The sequence below is a fragment of the Candidatus Nitrosopumilus sp. genome, from assembly GCF_965223225.1.
Lineage (GTDB): Archaea > Thermoproteota > Nitrososphaeria > Nitrososphaerales > Nitrosopumilaceae > Nitrosopumilus.
This window is the reverse complement of record NZ_CBDCVU010000004.1, coordinates 205400-223462: the sequence shown is the minus strand read 5'-3', so window position 1 is coordinate 223462 and position 18063 is coordinate 205400. Positions and strand designations below refer to the sequence as shown.

Here is an 18063-nt window from a genome sequence, read left to right as displayed (position 1 = left end):
TAATTTTGAACAACATGATTCTAATAAAATTAGGAGGTTCAATCATTACAAATAAAGAAAAACCATTATCGGTTAGAAGAAAAACAATAGAAAATGTCTGTAAAGCACTTAAAAAAATTGAAGAGCCAAAAATAATAGTTCATGGAGGAGGATCTTATGGACATTATTGGTCTGTCAAGTATGATATGCATACAAAAGAAAAGAAATATGATTTGAAAGGAGTATCCATTGTCAAAAATTCAATGATTGAGTTAAACAAAATAATTTTGGATTCTTTGTTAAAAAATAAGATCAATCCCTATTGTTTACCACCAACAGACTTTATGTTTGGAAATAAACCCATACCTAAAAAAATAAAAGAGATGGAAAAAATTGCAAAATCAGGTTTAGTGCCTGTTACGTTTGGAGATGCCTTATGGCATGGTCAAAATAAAACATTTATCCTATCAGGAGATAAGATCATAACACACATTGCAAAAATTCTAAAACCAAAATTATGTATCTTTGCATTAAATGAAGATGGATTGTATTCTGATCTTAAAACAAAAAAATTGATCTACGAGCTAAAAGGAGAGAATCCAAAGATAACTCAGAACACCATGGATGTTACCGGTGGCATGACAAGAAAGGTAAATGAAGCAATAGAGATTTCACGGATAGGTATCAAGGTATTTTTTGTAAATGGAAACAAACCTGAAAGAATTGTAAAAGCGATTAAAAATAAGAAATATGAAGGTACATTGTTTAAGGGGAAAAGGAATGCCTGAAGAATTAGTGATTTTAGTAGACAAGGATGATAATCAAATAGGCCTAGAAGAGAAGGTAAAGTGTCACTTACCAAATGGAAAATTACATAGAGCTTTTACTGCCTTGCTTTTTGACCAAGATGGGAATTTAGCACTTGCAAGAAGAGCAAAAGAGAAGATGTTGTGGCCTGGAGACTGGGATGGAACGTTTGCAAGTCATCCGAGAGAATCTGAAAGTTATGTATCATCAGGCGAAAGAAGAATGCCTGAAGAATTAGGAATAAGTGGAAAATTAGATTATTTGAACAAATTTGAATACCATGTCAGTTACAAAACAATTGGTTCAGAAAATGAAATTTGTGCAACTTTGATAGGAATCATAGACAATCCTGAAAATCTAAAGAAGGTGGAAGGAGAAATAGATGAAATAAGATGGATTTCGTCAAAGAAATTACTTGAAGAAATAGCAACAAATCCCGAAATATTTTGTCCATGGATGCTTATTGCCATAGTATTAATTGAAAAATCTAGAAAAGATAAACTCGATAAACATACAAACATACTATCGACATGGATTAATAGTGAACTTCATGAAGGTCTAATGAATGCAATCAGTAAACATTTGCCTAATGATAAATGGAGAATAATAGATGAAAAAAACAAAACAGATTGAAAAAAATGCAAAGATTGTAAATAGACATCTCAATTTAAAACTCAAAGGAAATCCAAAAAAACTCTATGATGCAGCAGGTCATTTGATCGTGCATGGTGGGAAAAGACTTAGGCCATACATGGTTTTTCAAAGCTGTAAGATTTTAGGGGGAAGATCATCCAAAGCAATGCCTGCAGCTAGTGCTGTAGAAATGATCCACAATTTCACATTAGTACATGATGACATTATGGATAATGATGAAGTTAGACATGGGGTTCCTACAGTACATAAAAAATTTGGAATGCCATTAGCAATTCTTGCTGGAGATGTGCTATTTTCCAAAGCATATCAGGTAATTACTCAATCAAAATTATCCTCGGATGCAATCACAGAGTTAGTATCAAGGTTAGCTAAAGCATGTGTTGATGTTTGTGAAGGGCAATTGTTAGACATCAAAATGGCTGATGAAAAAAGAATTCCCACACAGGCAGAATACATCAACATGATAAGCAAAAAAACAGCAGCATTATTTGATGTATCATGTGCTATGGGTGCAATTTGTGCAACAAGAAAAAACAAGGACATTAGAAATCTTTCCACATTTGGAAAAAATTTAGGAATTGCATTTCAGATAACAGACGATCTTATTGGTGTAATGGGTGATCCAAAAATTACAAAGAAACCAGTAGGTAATGATTTGAGAGAAGGTAAAAAATCACTTCCGATTTTAATGGCCATTAAATCATCAAAAGGGAAAGATAAAAAAACTATTCTTAATGCATTTGGAAATTCAAAAATTACAAGAAAAGATCTTAACAAAGCAGTGGAAGTGATTCGCTCCATAGGAATTGAGGAGAAGGTTAGAAGGCAGGCACTTAGTTATGCATCTAAAGCTGAAAAATCATTAGAGACATACTCAGGACCAAACAAGAGAGAATTAATTGTATTATTAGACTTTGTAGTAAAACGAAGTGTATAAACAACAGGTAGAAAAATTTGGATGAGAAAATAAAAAAAGAGATAAGAAAGCTAGCTCTTCAAAATGCATTTGAGCATAAAGGTCAGACGCAAGATAAAGTTGTTTTAGGAAAGATTTTGGGAACAACTCCAGATCTAAGATCTAAAGTAAAAGAAATTTCTCAAGATATTTCAAAGATAGTAGAAGAAATTAATCAACTATCTACTGAAGAACAAAAAAAAGAAATTGAAAATGAATTTCCAGAACTATTACAAACAAAGAAAAAACCAGAGGAACGTGAAGGATTACCAGAATTAGAAAATGCAGTAGATGGAAAAGTGGTTACAAGATTTCCACCAGAACCAAATGGTTATCCGCATATCGGACATGCAAAAGCTGCTATCATTAATTCAGAGTATGCAAAAATGTACAACGGGAAATTCATTTTAAGAATGGATGACACAAATCCTGAAGCTGAAAGGATGGAATATCATGCAGCAATAAAAGTAGGCCTAGAATGGCTTGGAATAGAGTTCGATGTAATAAAAAACACCTCAGACGATATGGAAATTTTCTATGAAAAAGGAATTGAATTGATCAATTCTGGAAAAGCCTATGTGTGTACCTGTAAGAGAGACGACATAAGTAAGAACAGAAGAGAAAGAAAAGCTTGCAAATGCAGTAGAGAAGGTGATGAAAAAAATAAAAAAAATTGGGAGAAAATGAAAACAAAATTCAAGCCTGGAGAAGCTATTGTCAGATTTAGAGGAGACATGAAAGCAGATAATGCTGTAATGAGAGATCCAGTATTGTTTAGGATAATTGATGAAAAACATTACACAGTTGGTCAGAAATATAGAATCTGGCCTAGTTATGATTTTGCCGTAGCTATAGAAGACAGTATAGATGGAGTCACTCATGCATTTCGTTCAAAAGAATTTGAATTAAGAGAGGAAGTCATATACGCAATCTTAGACGCATTAAAAATGAGAAAACCATACCAAGGTTTCTTTTCCAGATTGGAGTTTAAAGGAATGCCAATTTCAAAGCGAATCATTAAACCATTGATAGAAGAAGGAAAAGTTTCATGGTACGATGATCCAAGACTACCAACACTTGAAGGCCTTAAAAGAAGAGGCATAAAGCCAGAAGCAATTAGAAAATTTATCATGTCCTTGGGCTTAACGAAGGCAAATACGCTAGCTCCGTTTGAATCACTTGAGGCATTTAATCGAAAATTTGTAGATGCAGATAGTAAAAGACTGTTTATGGTAAAAAATGCGAGATTACTAAAGATAAAAGATTTAAAAAAATCATCAATTGAAGTTTTGAATCATCCGGGAAAAAATGACGAAAAAAGAATAATTAAGATTGATGAAGAATTTTTTATTTCTGGAGAAGATGCAGATAATATTACACAAGAAGATGAGATTAGACTTTTAGGGTTAGGAAATATAAAAATTGAAAAAGAAGGATCAGAATTAGAAGCTAGATTTATTGGAGAAGAAGAATTAAAAGATATTCCAAAAATACAGTGGGTTCCAAAAAAAACTGCACATAAAATCAAGATGATAATTCCAAGAGTATTATTTAATGAAAATGAAGAGTTTGATGAAGAAAGTCTAGAAGAGTTTGATGTTTATGTTGAACCATATTATCTACAAATAAATGAAGGAGAAGAAGTTCAATTCATTAGATTTGGATATTGTAGAAAAGAATCCCAGACTCAAGCGATTTTTACTCACAAGTGATGATAAATGAAAATAGCACGATTTTTACATAACAATGCAGAAACATACGGTCTTGTTAATGGAACCAGAATAGCAACAAGAGATGAGATCACATACCTGACAGGTGTTCCTATCCCCCACAGTGTCAAAGATTTTCTTTTTGATGGATGGTATGATGAAATAAAAAACAAATTAGAAGATCTGCCATATACTGAAGATATTTCAAAAATCAAATTTCTGCCTCCTATCCCTAATCCAAATAAGATTATTTGTTTGGCATTTAATTACGTAGATCATGCCAAAGAACAAGGATTACAGGCACCAGATGATCCTGCAATAGTGATAAAACCTCGAACGGCACTAAACAGTACAGGAGCAGATATTGTGTGTCCAGATTTTGTCACACAATTAGACTATGAAGTAGAATTAGCAATGATAATTGGAAAGAATTGTAAAAACATTAGTGAGCAAGAAGCAGCCAAAGCAATATTCGGATATATGGTATTCAACGACGTCTCAGCAAGAGACATACAATTCAAAGACAAGCAATTCACTAGAGGAAAGAGTTTTGATTCCTTTGCGCCATGCGGTCCATGGATTACTACAGTAGACGAGATTGAAGACCCTCAGAATTTAAAACTCACTACAAAGGTAAATGGAGAAGTACGACAAAATTCATCTACAAGTAACATGTTCATAAAAATTCCCCAAATAGTTTCAAAAATATCAAGAGTTATGACATTAGAGAAAGGAGACATCATATCTACTGGAACTCCTGCAGGAGTTATGTTAAACAAACCTAATGCAGTATTTCTAAAAGATGGAGATAAAATAGAAATGGAGATTGAAGGTTTAGGAGTCTTAAACAACACAATAAAAGTTGTCAAGTCTAATTAAATAAGAGATTTTTTCATAAGATGAAAAGATAATTTATACTCTAAGGAATCCAAGAAAAGACATCGTTGATTGGAAAGAATTTGAATTTGATCATATTTTCCATCTTTTGCAAAATTTTGTAAGAATAAAATTATTTGTGAATCAGTTTGAGCAGAACCAGAAAACAAAGTAACAATCAATGTTTTTTCAAAGTGTTTTGAATCAGTCATAATTGCAACAGTAGTCAAATCATCTATTTTTGCTGAAATAATTTTTTTATTTGTAGAGAGATATGAAAAATTATTTTCATCCATTAAAACCCATCTCCAAGAATCAACATAACGAGAACACAATCCTAAATTAATTGAATTTGTAAAACATACAGATTCAAAATTAGATGTAGTTTTTGGTAATAATGAAAAAAAATACCAAGTCTGAAAGATTTCATAACCTAATGAAGCGGCCATTGTAAGGGAAGCATTATTTTTTGTATCAATAAGCATGGACGAAGATCTTATATTCTTCTTTTTTCCTATAAGTTCAACATGCTTTACTAAATCTGAGGCTACTTTTTGTCTTCGAAATTCATAATCAATTCGTATTCCTTCTATCCACACCTGATCTGGAAAGAAAAGAGCATGACAAATTCCAATTGGAATATCTTTTTCAAAAACAAATAGATTTCCTTCATCAATCCAATAATCCCATACTTTTTCAATATAATCTCCCCAAGAGAAGGTATTCTTACAAAATTTTAGGATCAATTTTCTATCTTCATTTCTAGCCTGTCTAATCATCATGTTCACGATATACGAAAAAATATTAAGAATGATCAGATAAAAATCACATTGGGAAAGATTTTTGCAGGTAAAACAACAGATATTGTTCCAGGTAAAATGATAAAGGTATCAATCGATGGAAGAGAAATCTTAGTTACAAACATTGATGGTAATTTTTATGCAACAGACGATTCTTGTACTCATTCAGGTGCCAGTTTATCTGAAGGTAAATTAGATGGCTGTACTATAACATGTGGATGGCATGCTGCAGAGTTTGATTGTAAAAGTGGAAAAATGACAAAATTCCCAGTAAAAATTAGAGATTTGACAGTGTACAGCACCTCTGTAGAATCTGATAGTGTATTTGTAGAGATGTAACTATATACCTCTAAATTTTAAGAAAAGATGTTAGAATGGCCGACGAAACCCAAAATAAAGAATCAATGAAAGAAGCAGTAGAAACATTAGAACAAATTGTGGCAAGTAACTCAACCCCAAAGACAATTAAAAAATCAATTACAGATCTAATTGCAGATTTAAACAACAATGAATATTCTTTATCTGTGAGAGCAGCAAACACCATTAGTTTGCTAGATGATGTGACCCAAGATCCCAACATGCCTTCCTATGTAAGAACACAGTTGTGGCAAGCAGTATCAAAACTGGAAAGTATAAGAGAATAAATGCAGTTAATATTCAGTACACACATTGAGGATTGACGAATATTTAGAAACTCTACCAACAAATTTAATCAATGGAGAAGATGCTCATCTTTCAGAAAAATCATTATTAGAAATTTTCAAACTTGTTGATTTACAACAAGATGATGTTTTCTATCATTTAGGATGTAGTAATGAAAAAAGCATCAAAATAGCAATTGAAGAATTTGGAGTACAAAAAGCTGTTGGAATTGATAACAATCAAAGAAAAATTGAGGATGCAAGAAAAAATCTCGGAGAGGAAAACAAAAACGGGAAATTAATTTGCAGCAACATAGAAGAATCAGATTTTTCAGATGCATCAGTTATTTTGTTTTGGTTCGCAGATGAGAAAATAATCAATACAATGATGAAGAAATTCAAGGAATTAAAAACAGGAACTAAAATAATTACAATATGGGGGCCACTTCCCAATTGTCTTCCAGATGAGGTAGATTTTCCATACGTAGTCAATAAAACCCCATTTAAGAAAGCAAATAGCATGCAAGAACAACTACTATCAATATTTAAGGTCAAATGTGTAGATTTTGTAACTGCTTGGGAATTTGCTGAAAGATATACAAAGGCAATAGGAGATCCTGCAATTAAGAACGATCGATTTTTAACAATTATTCAGACTCTGATAATATGGCTAAATGCAAAGAAATTAGGAGTTGCATGTGGAGATGAAATTCCAGAGTCAATTCAAACATATATCAGTATCATGAAGATGAATTTTGACATAGACTTCAGTCATATGCTAGACGAATAAGCATCATCTGCAATCCTTTTATTTTGTTTAGATGTGAACATAATATGGAAGAGAGGATTCACATCAATGTCTCAGCTATTGACTATGACAAAACCAGTAAAGCCTTAACACATCAGTTATCATTACTTGAAGAAATGGTACATGGAGAAGAAGATTTTGTAATGACTGATTCGGAATTTGCATTTGGATGGCATTTTTTTGTACTAAGTGTCAACAGATCATTAATTCAAAAATTAGTAGAGATGATGGGAAAAGATTTTGAAAAATTAAAGGGAAAAGGAACGGAAAAGAAATTTCTTGCATGGTTAATGAAAAATGTTGAAAGTAAATCCCCACGGTTTAAGCTTGCTTTAAAAGAGGAAATGGAATCAAGCAAGTATGGTATTTTTTAAAAATGCAGATCCGGAATAACCAATATTTAATTTTATAAAAGAAGAAAAAAATTGTTAAAAATCGATTCAACATCAAATTTAGAAATAAATCAGCAAATATCAAAAAATCATTTCTAATTGCTACTTTTTTTACATGTAGTCTATTACGATTAAGAAAACCAGTTTCATTTTTTGATAACTTCTAGTGTTGCTAGGACTACATACCACTGTATCAAGAAGCATGTCAAGTAAGTTAGGCATGATTCTGCATTATAATTCAAATACAAAAGTGAGGGCCTTCGAGGGGAATCGAACTCCTGTCCGAGGATCCACAGTCCTCTATACTAACCACTATACTACGAAGGCCACGATAATGAAAAAATATTCAACCAGTAATAATCTTTAACTTACGACTGGAAATTAGCCTGTAGATTTATTATTAACTAGGAAATAGCTAAAATATGCGATTATGGTGGATTGCCATGGCTATTACAATTGGACTCTCTTACGCAGGAGCCAACTATTTGATGCCATTCAAGTAGAAGTCAATTAGATCATTTTTTGTCACTTGAATGAAAAATTCAGTGTTGGGTTAAGCGATCGCTTTAAATTTGTTGTATTGTGCTACCAATCGACTTGAGAAAAGGATTCATCACTAACAGATTGCGTGCAGGTAGGAAATCTATAGAAAATACTATTGAGAATAAAATCGAAGTAGTAGACGGAAGAAAATTTGTCTGGACAGATTTACAAAATCCAGATAGAAGTGATGTTGAGAAATTGGCTCAAAAATACAATTTCAATAAACTAAACATAGAGGATTGTATGACTAAATTTGAACTTCCAAAATTAGATAGTTATAGTGACCATTTTTTTGTAATATTACATTTCCCACCAATATCTCAGAAAATTGGTATTTCAAAGAATAGTCAACTTTCAGTATTTTTAGGAAAAGACTTTTTGGTGACAGTACATCAAGGAGACTTGAAACCATTAGTAGAATTAGTAGATATTTGCAAATCAGATTCAGATATTGAGCGAAAAAATAGATTATTAGAAAAATCATCAGGATTCTTACTTCATGAGATAATCGACGTATTGGTAGATGATCTTTCACATACATCTAGAAAAATTATTGCGAATTTAGATGAAATGGAAGATAGAGTATTTGATGAAACAAAACCAGTAGCAAGAAGTATTGCATTGCTCAGAAGAGAGATCAACAGATTAAGAAGAATAGCAAATCCACTAAAGAAATTTGTTTTAGAGATTGCAAAAAATATCAAAAAATTCTCGGAACGAGGAGATGAGGAATTGACGTTATATTTTGATGATGTTATTGATCACATTGATAAAGTGATTGAGACGTTGGAGGAATCAAGGGAGACTATGGAAATTTACAAAGACACAGATTTTGTATTAAGTACTGAAAAAACAAACAAAGTACTTGCAGTGTTAACAATAATTTTTACTTTGGCTATTCCATCAACAGTTATCGGAACATTCTATGGAATGAATGTGAATTTACCTGGAGCCACAATGGGAGAGGGAGAAATGATGGTCTTAGGTCCATTTTCAACTTTCATTGTCATCATACTCGCATCGGCAATTCCTGCAGCATTGATGTTTGCATATTTTAGAAAGTTGGGATGGATCAATAGCTAAAGAAGCTGTTTAGAAAAATAGGATTACAAAAAATATCTTGTTCTTGATTTTTTTATTATGAGAATTACGAGATTAGATAAATACAAGACAATTTTATCTAAATTGTGGGTAAAATACGAATAAGAACCGGTAGAGGGACAGGCACCATGGAAGTTGACGATGATCCTAAGAATTGGTCCGGAGATGAATTTCGAAAAATTCAAAAAATAAGAAAGAGAAAAGCTGCAAATAGAATGGTGCATACAGGTAGAGGGACAGGTTCAAAAAAACTTGGGGACCTTCCAGATGCACGACCCAGACCATCAACAGAAGGAATGACTAGAATTACCGGTAGAGGGACAGGTTCAAGGAAAAGCAGAAACAAAGGATCAAAAGAATAACATCAAAAATTGGTTTTAATCTGAAATGTATAATTTTGGTATTAGATTTTGACATCAGGGTTATTGGATTTTAGCTTCTCCCAGTCTGCAAGAAAATTATCCAAACCAATAGTTGTTAGAGGATGTTTTAACATCTTTTCTAGAACTGCCGGGGGTAAAGTCACTACATCAGCACCAATTTTTGCAGATTCAACAACATGCAGTGGATGTCTAACACTTGCAACAAGAATTTCAGTTTTGAATTCATAGTTGGAGAAAATTTCTTTAATCTCTTTGATTAAATTCATGCCATCATGACCAATGTCATCTAATCTTCCAATAAATGGGCTAACATATTTTGCTCCAGATTTTGCAGCAAGTAAAGCTTGATTTGGAGAAAATATAAGAGTGACATTAACAGGGATACCCTGAGAGGATAACGATTTACATGCTTTTAATCCAGCAGGGGTCATTGGGACCTTAACTACCACATTATTACCATATTCACGAAGTCGTTTACCTTCTTCAATCATTCCATCATATTCGGTACTCACCACCTCTAAACTGACATCGCCAGAGATAATTTTGGTAATTTCAGACATTGCATTTTTAGGATTTCCACCTTCTTTAGACATCAAGGAAGGATTAGTAGTAATTCCATCAAGCAAACCCATATCATTGAATTTTCTTATGGACTCCAAATTTGCAGTATCAAGAAAAATCTTCATATCTTTTTATTCCTAATTTCTTTTACCTGTTTTGCCATATTAAAAGATGTTATTCCGTGTTTCTCCAATAGCAATCCAACCTCATTATCCCTTGCAGATTCACCGAACATATCTTGAGCTCCAATCCGCTTTATTGGCACAGGATAGGATTCAGAAACAGATTCTGCAATAGCGGATCCCAATCCACCAAAAATATTATGTTCTTCAGCAGTAACAATACAACCCGTCTCCCGTGCTGCTTTTTCTAAGAGGTCATGATCTATGGGTTTCACAGAGAACATATCCAAGACTCTACAAGAGATACCCTCATTATGTAAAATTTCTGCAGCCTCTAAAGCCATTCTAACAGTTATTCCACATGCTGCAATAGTACAATCAGATCCATCACGAAGAGTAATACCTTTACCAATTTTGAATTCTTGTGATTCAGAATGGACTAGAGGAGTTTTAGATCGTGCCATCCTCATATAAAATGGACCATATTCATTTGCCATCAAATGAGTTAATTTTGAAACTGCAACAGTATCAGAGGGAATAAAAACTCGGAAATTTGGAATCGCTCTCATTATAGCTATATCCTCAATTTGTTGATGAGATCCACCATCAGGTCCAACAGACAAGCCACCATGAGATACAACCAGTTTTACATTCAGACCTTGTCTGTTGGGAGGAGACGGATAAGCTACGTTATTTCTAATTTGATCAACTGCTCGTCCCGGTAAAAATATTGCATATGTACTGGCAAATGAAATCTTTCCAGATACGGCCAAACCTGCTGAAACAGTAACTAGATTTGCTTCTGCAATTCCAACATTAAAAAAGCGTTCTGGAAATTCTTTTCCAAAGCTAGAAGTTTTTAAAGAATCAGTAGTATCAGCACCCAAAACAACAACATTAGGATTCTCTTTGCCAACTTGAATTAAGCTCTTAGCATATTGAGTTCTCATATCAGTCATTACGGGATCATTCAAAGAAAACCTGCCTCCATTGCAATTTGTTTAATTCGTTCTTGTTTTTTTCCTACCACATGCAATCCTATCCATTTTTTTACCAAATCGGTTCCACCGGATTTTTGTGCTTTTTCTAGCAGCAAACGTCTTCTTGATTTGAGGACTTCCTCTCGAAATGCCTTTACTGCCAAGGGTAAATTATCTTGTCCTACGATAGCTCCACCACCAACAAATACCCTTGCACCATCAGCAAACACAGAACCAATATTTTCCAAATTGATTCCACCATCGGCTTCAATATAACCAGAAAAATTATGTTGCTTTAAAACGGAATTAATTTTAACCATCTTGGCATGAGTGCTTTCAATAAACGCTTGGCCCGATTTCCCAGGTACAACAGACATAACAATTAGCTGGTCCAAGGATGAAAGGAAATCATATGACCAAGATGGTAAATCAGTATCAGGGTTTATTGCAAGACCAACTCCAACTTGATGTTGTTTGAGTAAATCATGAATTTCTCCAAAACTATTTTCATCAGTTACTTCAGCATGGACAGTAATGATATCACTACCCGCTGCAATGTAGTCTTTGATATGTCGTTCAGGTTCTGTTATCATTAAATGAGAATCAAATGGGATTACAGTTAAAGATCTTAGTTCTTTGATTTTGTTGTGATCAAATGTTTTGTTTGGAACAAATTTTCCATCCATAACATCAAGATGAATATAATCAGCTCTTCCAGATACGCATCGTTTTACTTCATTCTCTAAATTATTCATATCCCCGGCAATAATTGAGGGAGCAATCATAAATTGTGAATCTAGTTCATCAAGAATTACGGGAATCACATCTGAGTCAGGAGCTTTTCCATGCCATTGAGGATTATCTTCCATATGCTCTATGGATTTTCCTTTTACAGTTCTTGAGATAATAATAGTAGGCATACCTTTTGTTGCCTTTGCTTTTGTGATAGCAGCATCAATTTGCTCAACTCTATGTCCGTTTATTTCAATAACATTCCAACCAAATGATCTCCATTTGTCACCAGTTTTCCATCGTGATGCATCTTTCCACATTTCAGATAGATCATCACCCTCAAGTCTTTCATCTAATGGCATAATTCGTTCAGTGTAAGAATCCTGTTGGATGAAATTTCGGTCAAGAAAGGCAGTTAGATTATCTACTTTGTATTTTGCTGCAGTCATGGCAGCTTCCCAAATTTGTCCTTCATCAGATTCGCCATCTCCAATTATGGTGTAAACATGATGATCTTTAGAATCAAGTTTTGCAGCTAGTGCAATGCCCACAGAATATGACAAACCAGTCCCCAAGGAACCGCCACAAAATTCAACCCCTGGACATTTTAAATCAGGATGACCCTGAAGTTTACTACCAAATTTACGCAATGTTTCAAGTTCAGATTCTGGGAAATAGCCTGCAACGGACATGTTAGAGAATAAACCAGGAGCTGCATGTCCTTTTGATAAGACCAAGCGATCTCTATCTTCCCATTGAGGGTTTGCAGGATCAAATCTCAGATGTTTACCAAATAAACAGCCTAAAATTTCTGCCATTGAAAAAGATCCTCCAGGGTGACCTGAACCTGCAATATTTGTAGATCGGATCACTAATTTTCGGGCTTTGAGGATGTTCTTTTTAATTTGATAATAATTAAGCCCCATCTGTAACAACATCTTTGTAAATTTAATAAAAATCTACTTCCAAGAAGATAAAATATGATCGCATAAATGTCTCATAAAACATTACAGGAAAATAATTTTTTGGGATTTTGATATTTGGAAAATCCATATTTTTAAATTCAAAAAAAATAGAAATCCCAACAACAAAAAAAATCAAACCCTCATAAGATATTGTAGAATTATGGGATTGTGAACATGTATAGAAAACCCTAGAAAATCATTTTTCCTTGCAAAATTTACAAATAAAACAAAGTAACAGAGAAAAAATACAGAATGCATTGAAACTGTTTAGAAAAAGAAAATTTTGATAAATCTAAATAAGTCGTTAAAATTAATCAGTCATATTGATTATTAAAGTAGACAACAAAATTAACAAAAAAACTCAAATGCTCTGTGTTTTTTTGGTAGAAGAAACAAAACAACTATTACAATTAAAAAAATACAACATCAATTCAGATCCTTCAGTCAATCAATCTTTAGGAGATATTGGGGGAAAACTAGGAAAATTAGGGCTAATCCCAACTCCCAAGAATAATCAATTTGATAGGGTATTGTTAGCAGGATTAGGAAAAAAAGATGAAATAACAAGAGATACGATTAGGTTTGTCACAGGAAAAATTGCACAAAAAGCAAGGGAATTAAAATTAAAAGAATTTTCCATAATTGTCCCTCCAACTTCAATAAATGAACCAGGTTCTGCTGTTTCTCAAATTGTAGAAGGAGCAAAAATGTCGCTATACAAATTTGACACATTCAAAAAAGAAAAAGCAACGGAATCTCCAAAATTAACAATTATAATTCCAGAATCAGAAGAGATTAAAAAAACAGCTAGAACAGCTGAAATTATTGCAGAAGGGGCAATATTCACTAAGAATATAGCAAATTTACCTCCAAACGAATGTACACCTAACACACTTGCAAATATTGCAAAAACAATTGCAAAAAAGAACAAGATGAAGTACACAGTAATATCCAAACAGGAATTAAAGAAGAGAGGCTTTGGAGGAATTACTGCTGTTGGACAAGGAAGTAAGAATGAACCAAAGCTTATCATCTTAGAACACATGCATGGACCTAAAAATGAAAAACCAATTGTCCTAGTAGGAAAAGCAGTGACATTTGATACTGGTGGAATTTCATTAAAGCCAGGAGAGAAAATGGATGAGATGAAATTTGACAAATGTGGGGGATGTACTGTTTTAGGAATAATGAAAGCTGTTTCAGAACTAAAGATTCCATTGAATATTGTAGGAATAGTTCCATCTGTTGAAAACATGCCAGGTGGAGAATCATATAGACCCGGAGACATTATCAAGTTGTATAATGGTAAAACAGCAGAAATACTAAATACAGATGCAGAAGGAAGATTGATTTTAGCAGATGCATTATCCTATGGAGAAAAACAATATTCTCCAAAAGCAATTATTGATTTTGCTACTCTTACAGGAGCTTGCATAATTGCATTAGGAACTAATGTAGCAGGATTAGTATCAAACAACAAGCAATTAACAGAAAAGCTGAATGAATCATCAGAGAGAACAACAGAAGAGATCTGGCAACTTCCATTGAATCAAGATTACATGGACATGATCAAATCAGATGTTGCAGACATGAAAAATATAGGAATTGGTAGAGCAGCTGGAACAATAACTGCAGCTGCATTCTTAAAAAATGCTATAGAAAAAACACCCTGGGCCCACCTAGATATTGCAGGAGTGGCATGGACACAAATTGCAACCAAAGAAAAAACATACAATCCAAAAGGGGCAACGGGATTTGGAGTAAGACTAGTTCTAGATTATTTGCAAAATTTATGAAACTAGTATCCACGACTGTTTCTGTCTGGTTTTCCAACATTTGGATTTCTGAATCCATGTTTTTCCATCATATGATTTAAAAATCTAATATCATCAGAAAAGATTTCACCACAAACACTACAATTTAGCAATAACCTTGTACCTGAACATCAATATTAAAAGATTGATTAGAAATTGAAAATGCCAGCACTGTTGCTTCCCAAGGGCTCTCGCATCTTAGTAGCACAACAGCGACGTTAGGTTTGACTTCCAAGTTCGGAAAGGGATTGGGTCGCACCCTAACGCTATGGCCGGCTTGAATTTCGTGCCAGAGTCTCATCTATTAATCTAACGCCATCCTGAAATTCTCAAAATAGGTATAAAACAAAGAAAATATGCAAACAAGACATGACACATAGAGTAGCAGTTTTAGATCAAGAATTGTGTCAGCCTAAAAAATGCGGTTTAGAGTGCATAAAATATTGCCCTGTCAATAAATCAGGAGCAGATTGTATTGTTTTAAACGAAGATTCAAAAAAAGCCCAGATTGATGAGGATATTTGCAATGGATGTGGAATATGTGTCAAAGTATGTCCATTTGATGCAATCACCATTGTAAACTTGGCCAGTGAATTGGCCACAGATAAAATTCATCAATACGGTCCCAATTCTTTTCGATTATACAAGTTACCTACACCAAAGAAAGGAGAGGTAGTCGGATTATTAGGAAGAAACGGAATGGGTAAAAGTACAGTTGTCAACATTTTATCAGGAAATTTAAAACCAAATTTAGGAAGATATGAAAATCCTCCAGAATGGGATGAGATTCTAAAATATTATAGTGGAACAGAGTTAAAGCAACATTTTGAAAAAATTAAACAAAACCAGATCACGGCATCAATAAAACCACAACAAGTACATCATGTTGCTCAAGCATTTAATGGAACGGCAAAAGAACTTATTGAAAAATATGATGAGAGAGGAAAATCAAGAGAATTAATTAGAGAATTAGGATTAGAGAATTCCTTAGAGCAAGATTTGAATGAGCTTAGTGGAGGAGAGTTACAAAGAATAGCAGTCGCAGTAGCCGCGTCAAAGGATACAGAATTCTATTTTTTTGATGAACCATCATCGTACAATGACGTTTTTCAAAGAACAGGAGTTGCAAGAGTAATTCAGAATTTGGCAAAATTAGGAAAAAGCGTGATGGTAGTAGAACATGATCTTACTTTGTTAGATTTTCTTAGTGATTATATCGAAGTACTATACGGAGAGCCTGCAGCATATGGAATTGTCTCTAATGTATTATCAACAAAAGTAGGAATCAATGTATTTCTAGATGGATATTTGCCAAATGAGAATGTCAGGTTTAGAGACAAAAAGTTTTCATTTGATATTTCATCCTCATCTACAGATGAATTTCAAGAAGGTAGTGAAGTTGTTACATATCCCAGACTAGAAAAAAAATACCCATTTTTTCAAGTTACAGTAGAAGCTGGAAAAGTTAGAAAAGGTGAAGTGCTAGGCATAATGGGAGCAAATGCTCTTGGAAAAACAACAATGATGAAAATGATAGCAGGTGTAGAAAAACCAGATTCAGGCAGCATTGATAAAAAAATCAAGATTGCATACAAGCCACAATATCTACAAAATAAAATTGATGTGGAAGTAATAGCAGTGCTAGAAAAAGCAAACAATAATCAAATTGAGGGAAGCATTGAAGAAGAACAAATTCTAGATCCTTTGAAAATAAAAAAATTATACAATAAATCTATCAAAAATCTTTCAGGAGGGGAATTACAAAAAGTGGCAGTTGCTTCTTGTCTTTTACAAAAAGTAGATCTTTATGCATTAGACGAGCCTTCAGCGTTTTTAGATGTGGAGGACAGAATCGCCGTTGCAAAATTCTTACAAAAATTTGTTCGATCATTTGGAAAATCAGCAATAGTAATTGATCACGATTTACAATTGATGGATCTAGTTTCAGATTCAATGGTAATATTCGAAGGCGAGTCAGGAGCATATGGAAAAGGAACATCACCTATGCCAAAAGCTGATGCAATGAACAGGTTTTTGAAATCATTGGATATGTCATTTAGAAGAGATGAGAAAAGTTTGAGGCCCAGAGTCAATAAACTTGAAAGCAGATTAGACAAAGATCAAAAGAAATCTGGAAATTTTTATTACAAAAATTGACTAGAATGCTAAAAAAGGCGCTAGAAGATGTACTTTCTACAAGTGAGAGTGAAGAGTTAATTTCAGCTTTTGATCAGATTGGGGATATCATCATAGTAAGAATTCCAGATTCCTTACTTTCAAAAAAAGATATCATCGGTCAGACTTTGTTAAAAGAAGTAAAGATTGTAAAAAGTGTATTTTACCAAGCCTCAGCAGTAGAAGGAGATTTTCGTACTAGAGATTTAGAAATTCTAGCAGGAGAGGATAAAACAGAAACAGAATACAAAGAATTTGGATGCAGATTTATTGTTGATGTTGAAAATGCATTTTTTTCACCAAGACTCTCAACTGAGAGAGAAAGAATTGCAAATTTAATCCAAAACGGAGAGGTAGTAAATAATATGTTTGGAGGTGTTGGTATGTTCTCAATACTTGCAGCCAAGAAAAAGAACTGTACAGTTTATAGTTTAGATATCAATCCAACAGCCTCAGAATTATGTGAAAGAAATATCAGATTGAACAAATTAAAAGGAACGGTGATCTCAATTAATGGAGACGCTTCAGAGACAATAAGAAAGCAACTGAATGATAAATCAGATAGGACGTTAATGCTATTGCCAGAAAGATCAGATGAATTTTTGGATGATGCGATAAAGACTACCAAAGATGGAGGAATAATACATTACTATGCACACGTACATGCCGACAAGAAATCAGAAGCTGGAAAAATTACAGAAGAACATTATTCGAATATTACAACAGTAAAATCTGAGATTCTAGGCTCAAAGATTGTAAGAGCTGTAGGACCTAGATATTATCAAACAGTCGTAGATGTAAAAATCTCAAAATAGTTAGTCATCAGACGTGATAGAAGCAGGAGATGGTTTTGTAGTGGCCATAACATACCCAATCCATGCAATCACTCCAAGAATTCCACCGGCAATCATAAGAATAGATAGTTGTAAAACAATAGGGCTCCATTCAGACAACATCAAAAGGTAGGCATAGACAAAGAAGCCACCAATACACAATACAAAGATCATTATCCCCATGCCTTTCCGTCTGTCCATGGCGGAAAAGTTGGCAGCGAGTTATTTATTGC

At 33.6% G+C, this 18063-nt stretch carries 19 protein-coding genes, 1 tRNA gene and 1 rRNA gene; 14 read left to right on the top strand and 7 right to left on the bottom strand.

The features are described from left to right. Positions 1-14 precede the first annotated feature (14 nt). The 5 genes from ACOQN3_RS01605 to ACOQN3_RS01585 are packed head-to-tail and all read left to right on the top strand — an operon-like array spanning position 15 to position 4983. The gene (locus tag ACOQN3_RS01605) at positions 15-767 is read left to right on the top strand and encodes an isopentenyl phosphate kinase (RefSeq protein WP_420544745.1); all 753 of its coding nucleotides are present in this window, start codon (positions 15-17) and stop codon (positions 765-767) included. Further along, positions 760-1419, top strand: coding sequence for an isopentenyl-diphosphate Delta-isomerase (idi, locus tag ACOQN3_RS01600; RefSeq protein WP_420544744.1), 660 nt, complete (start codon positions 760-762; stop codon positions 1417-1419). Before ACOQN3_RS01605 ends, idi begins: the two co-directional genes overlap by 8 nt. Then, complete coding sequence (locus ACOQN3_RS01595; RefSeq protein WP_420544743.1) at positions 1397-2377, top strand: polyprenyl synthetase family protein; 981 nt, start codon at positions 1397-1399, stop codon at positions 2375-2377. Before idi ends, ACOQN3_RS01595 begins: the two co-directional genes overlap by 23 nt. A gap of 17 nt (positions 2378-2394) precedes the next feature. Continuing rightward, positions 2395-4107, top strand: a complete 1713-nt coding sequence (locus tag ACOQN3_RS01590; RefSeq protein ID WP_420544742.1) for a glutamate--tRNA ligase — start codon at positions 2395-2397, stop codon at positions 4105-4107. A gap of 6 nt (positions 4108-4113) precedes the next feature. Further along, positions 4114-4983, top strand: coding sequence for a fumarylacetoacetate hydrolase family protein (locus tag ACOQN3_RS01585; protein ID WP_420544741.1), 870 nt, complete (start codon positions 4114-4116; stop codon positions 4981-4983). On the opposite strand, the gene ACOQN3_RS01580 is transcribed toward ACOQN3_RS01585, so the two are convergent. After that, positions 4980-5762 (bottom strand): GNAT family N-acetyltransferase, encoded by a 783-nt coding sequence (locus ACOQN3_RS01580; RefSeq protein WP_420544740.1) that lies wholly within the window; start codon positions 5760-5762, stop codon positions 4980-4982. The two genes, ACOQN3_RS01585 and ACOQN3_RS01580, sit on opposite strands and share 4 nt — an antisense overlap. 48 nt (positions 5763-5810) lie before the next feature. Between ACOQN3_RS01580 and ACOQN3_RS01575 the strand changes: the two genes are divergently transcribed. Genes ACOQN3_RS01575 through ACOQN3_RS01560 form a run of 4 tightly spaced genes read left to right on the top strand, consistent with a single transcriptional unit; the run spans position 5811 to position 7603 of the window. Further along, positions 5811-6119: a Rieske (2Fe-2S) protein gene (locus tag ACOQN3_RS01575; RefSeq protein ID WP_420544739.1), complete on the top strand. Its 309-nt coding sequence runs from the start codon at positions 5811-5813 to the stop codon at positions 6117-6119. Between the two features lie 35 nt (positions 6120-6154). Continuing rightward, positions 6155-6424: a UPF0147 family protein gene (locus tag ACOQN3_RS01570; RefSeq protein WP_420544738.1), complete on the top strand. Its 270-nt coding sequence runs from the start codon at positions 6155-6157 to the stop codon at positions 6422-6424. 25 nt (positions 6425-6449) lie between these two features. Beyond that, entirely contained in the window at positions 6450-7211 is a 762-nt protein-coding gene (locus ACOQN3_RS01565) for a class I SAM-dependent methyltransferase (RefSeq protein ID WP_420544737.1), read from the top strand. Between the two features lie 44 nt (positions 7212-7255). After that, entirely contained in the window at positions 7256-7603 is a 348-nt protein-coding gene (locus ACOQN3_RS01560) for a hypothetical protein (RefSeq protein WP_420544736.1), read from the top strand. Between the two features lie 273 nt (positions 7604-7876). On the opposite strand, the gene ACOQN3_RS01555 is transcribed toward ACOQN3_RS01560, so the two are convergent. Beyond that, positions 7877-7948 (bottom strand) — tRNA-His (locus ACOQN3_RS01555). A gap of 270 nt (positions 7949-8218) precedes the next feature. Here ACOQN3_RS01555 and ACOQN3_RS01550 point away from each other — a divergent pair. Continuing rightward, positions 8219-9247: a magnesium transporter CorA family protein gene (locus ACOQN3_RS01550; RefSeq protein WP_420544735.1), complete on the top strand. Its 1029-nt coding sequence runs from the start codon at positions 8219-8221 to the stop codon at positions 9245-9247. Between the two features lie 104 nt (positions 9248-9351). Further along, positions 9352-9627, top strand: coding sequence for a hypothetical protein (locus ACOQN3_RS01545; RefSeq protein ID WP_420544734.1), 276 nt, complete (start codon positions 9352-9354; stop codon positions 9625-9627). 41 nt (positions 9628-9668) lie between these two features. On the opposite strand, the gene fsa is transcribed toward ACOQN3_RS01545, so the two are convergent. Genes fsa through ACOQN3_RS01530 form a run of 3 tightly spaced genes read right to left on the bottom strand, consistent with a single transcriptional unit; the run spans position 9669 to position 12969 of the window. Beyond that, positions 9669-10334 (bottom strand): fructose-6-phosphate aldolase, encoded by a 666-nt coding sequence (gene fsa, locus ACOQN3_RS01540; RefSeq protein WP_420544733.1) that lies wholly within the window; start codon positions 10332-10334, stop codon positions 9669-9671. Further along, the gene (locus tag ACOQN3_RS01535; protein WP_420544732.1) at positions 10331-11305 is read right to left on the bottom strand and encodes a transketolase family protein; all 975 of its coding nucleotides are present in this window, start codon (positions 11303-11305) and stop codon (positions 10331-10333) included. Before ACOQN3_RS01535 ends, fsa begins: the two co-directional genes overlap by 4 nt. Then, positions 11302-12969, bottom strand: coding sequence for a ribulose-phosphate 3-epimerase (locus tag ACOQN3_RS01530; RefSeq protein WP_420544731.1), 1668 nt, complete (start codon positions 12967-12969; stop codon positions 11302-11304). Before ACOQN3_RS01530 ends, ACOQN3_RS01535 begins: the two co-directional genes overlap by 4 nt. A gap of 362 nt (positions 12970-13331) precedes the next feature. Between ACOQN3_RS01530 and ACOQN3_RS01525 the strand changes: the two genes are divergently transcribed. After that, positions 13332-14804, top strand: coding sequence for a leucyl aminopeptidase (locus ACOQN3_RS01525; RefSeq protein WP_420544730.1), 1473 nt, complete (start codon positions 13332-13334; stop codon positions 14802-14804). 178 nt (positions 14805-14982) lie between these two features. On the opposite strand, the gene rrf is transcribed toward ACOQN3_RS01525, so the two are convergent. After that, a 5S ribosomal RNA gene (rrf, locus tag ACOQN3_RS01520) occupies positions 14983-15102 on the bottom strand. An 89-nt stretch (positions 15103-15191) separates the two neighbouring features. On the opposite strand from rrf, the gene ACOQN3_RS01515 reads away from it, so the two are divergent. Further along, positions 15192-16979, top strand: a complete 1788-nt coding sequence (locus tag ACOQN3_RS01515; RefSeq protein ID WP_420544729.1) for a ribosome biogenesis/translation initiation ATPase RLI — start codon at positions 15192-15194, stop codon at positions 16977-16979. A gap of 5 nt (positions 16980-16984) precedes the next feature. Beyond that, positions 16985-17812, top strand: coding sequence for a class I SAM-dependent methyltransferase (locus ACOQN3_RS01510; RefSeq protein ID WP_420546578.1), 828 nt, complete (start codon positions 16985-16987; stop codon positions 17810-17812). Here the strand turns inward: ACOQN3_RS01510 and ACOQN3_RS01505 are convergent, their stop codons facing one another. After that, the gene (locus ACOQN3_RS01505) at positions 17813-18031 is read right to left on the bottom strand and encodes a transcriptional regulator (protein ID WP_420544728.1); all 219 of its coding nucleotides are present in this window, start codon (positions 18029-18031) and stop codon (positions 17813-17815) included. Between the last annotated feature and the right edge of the window lie 32 nt (positions 18032-18063).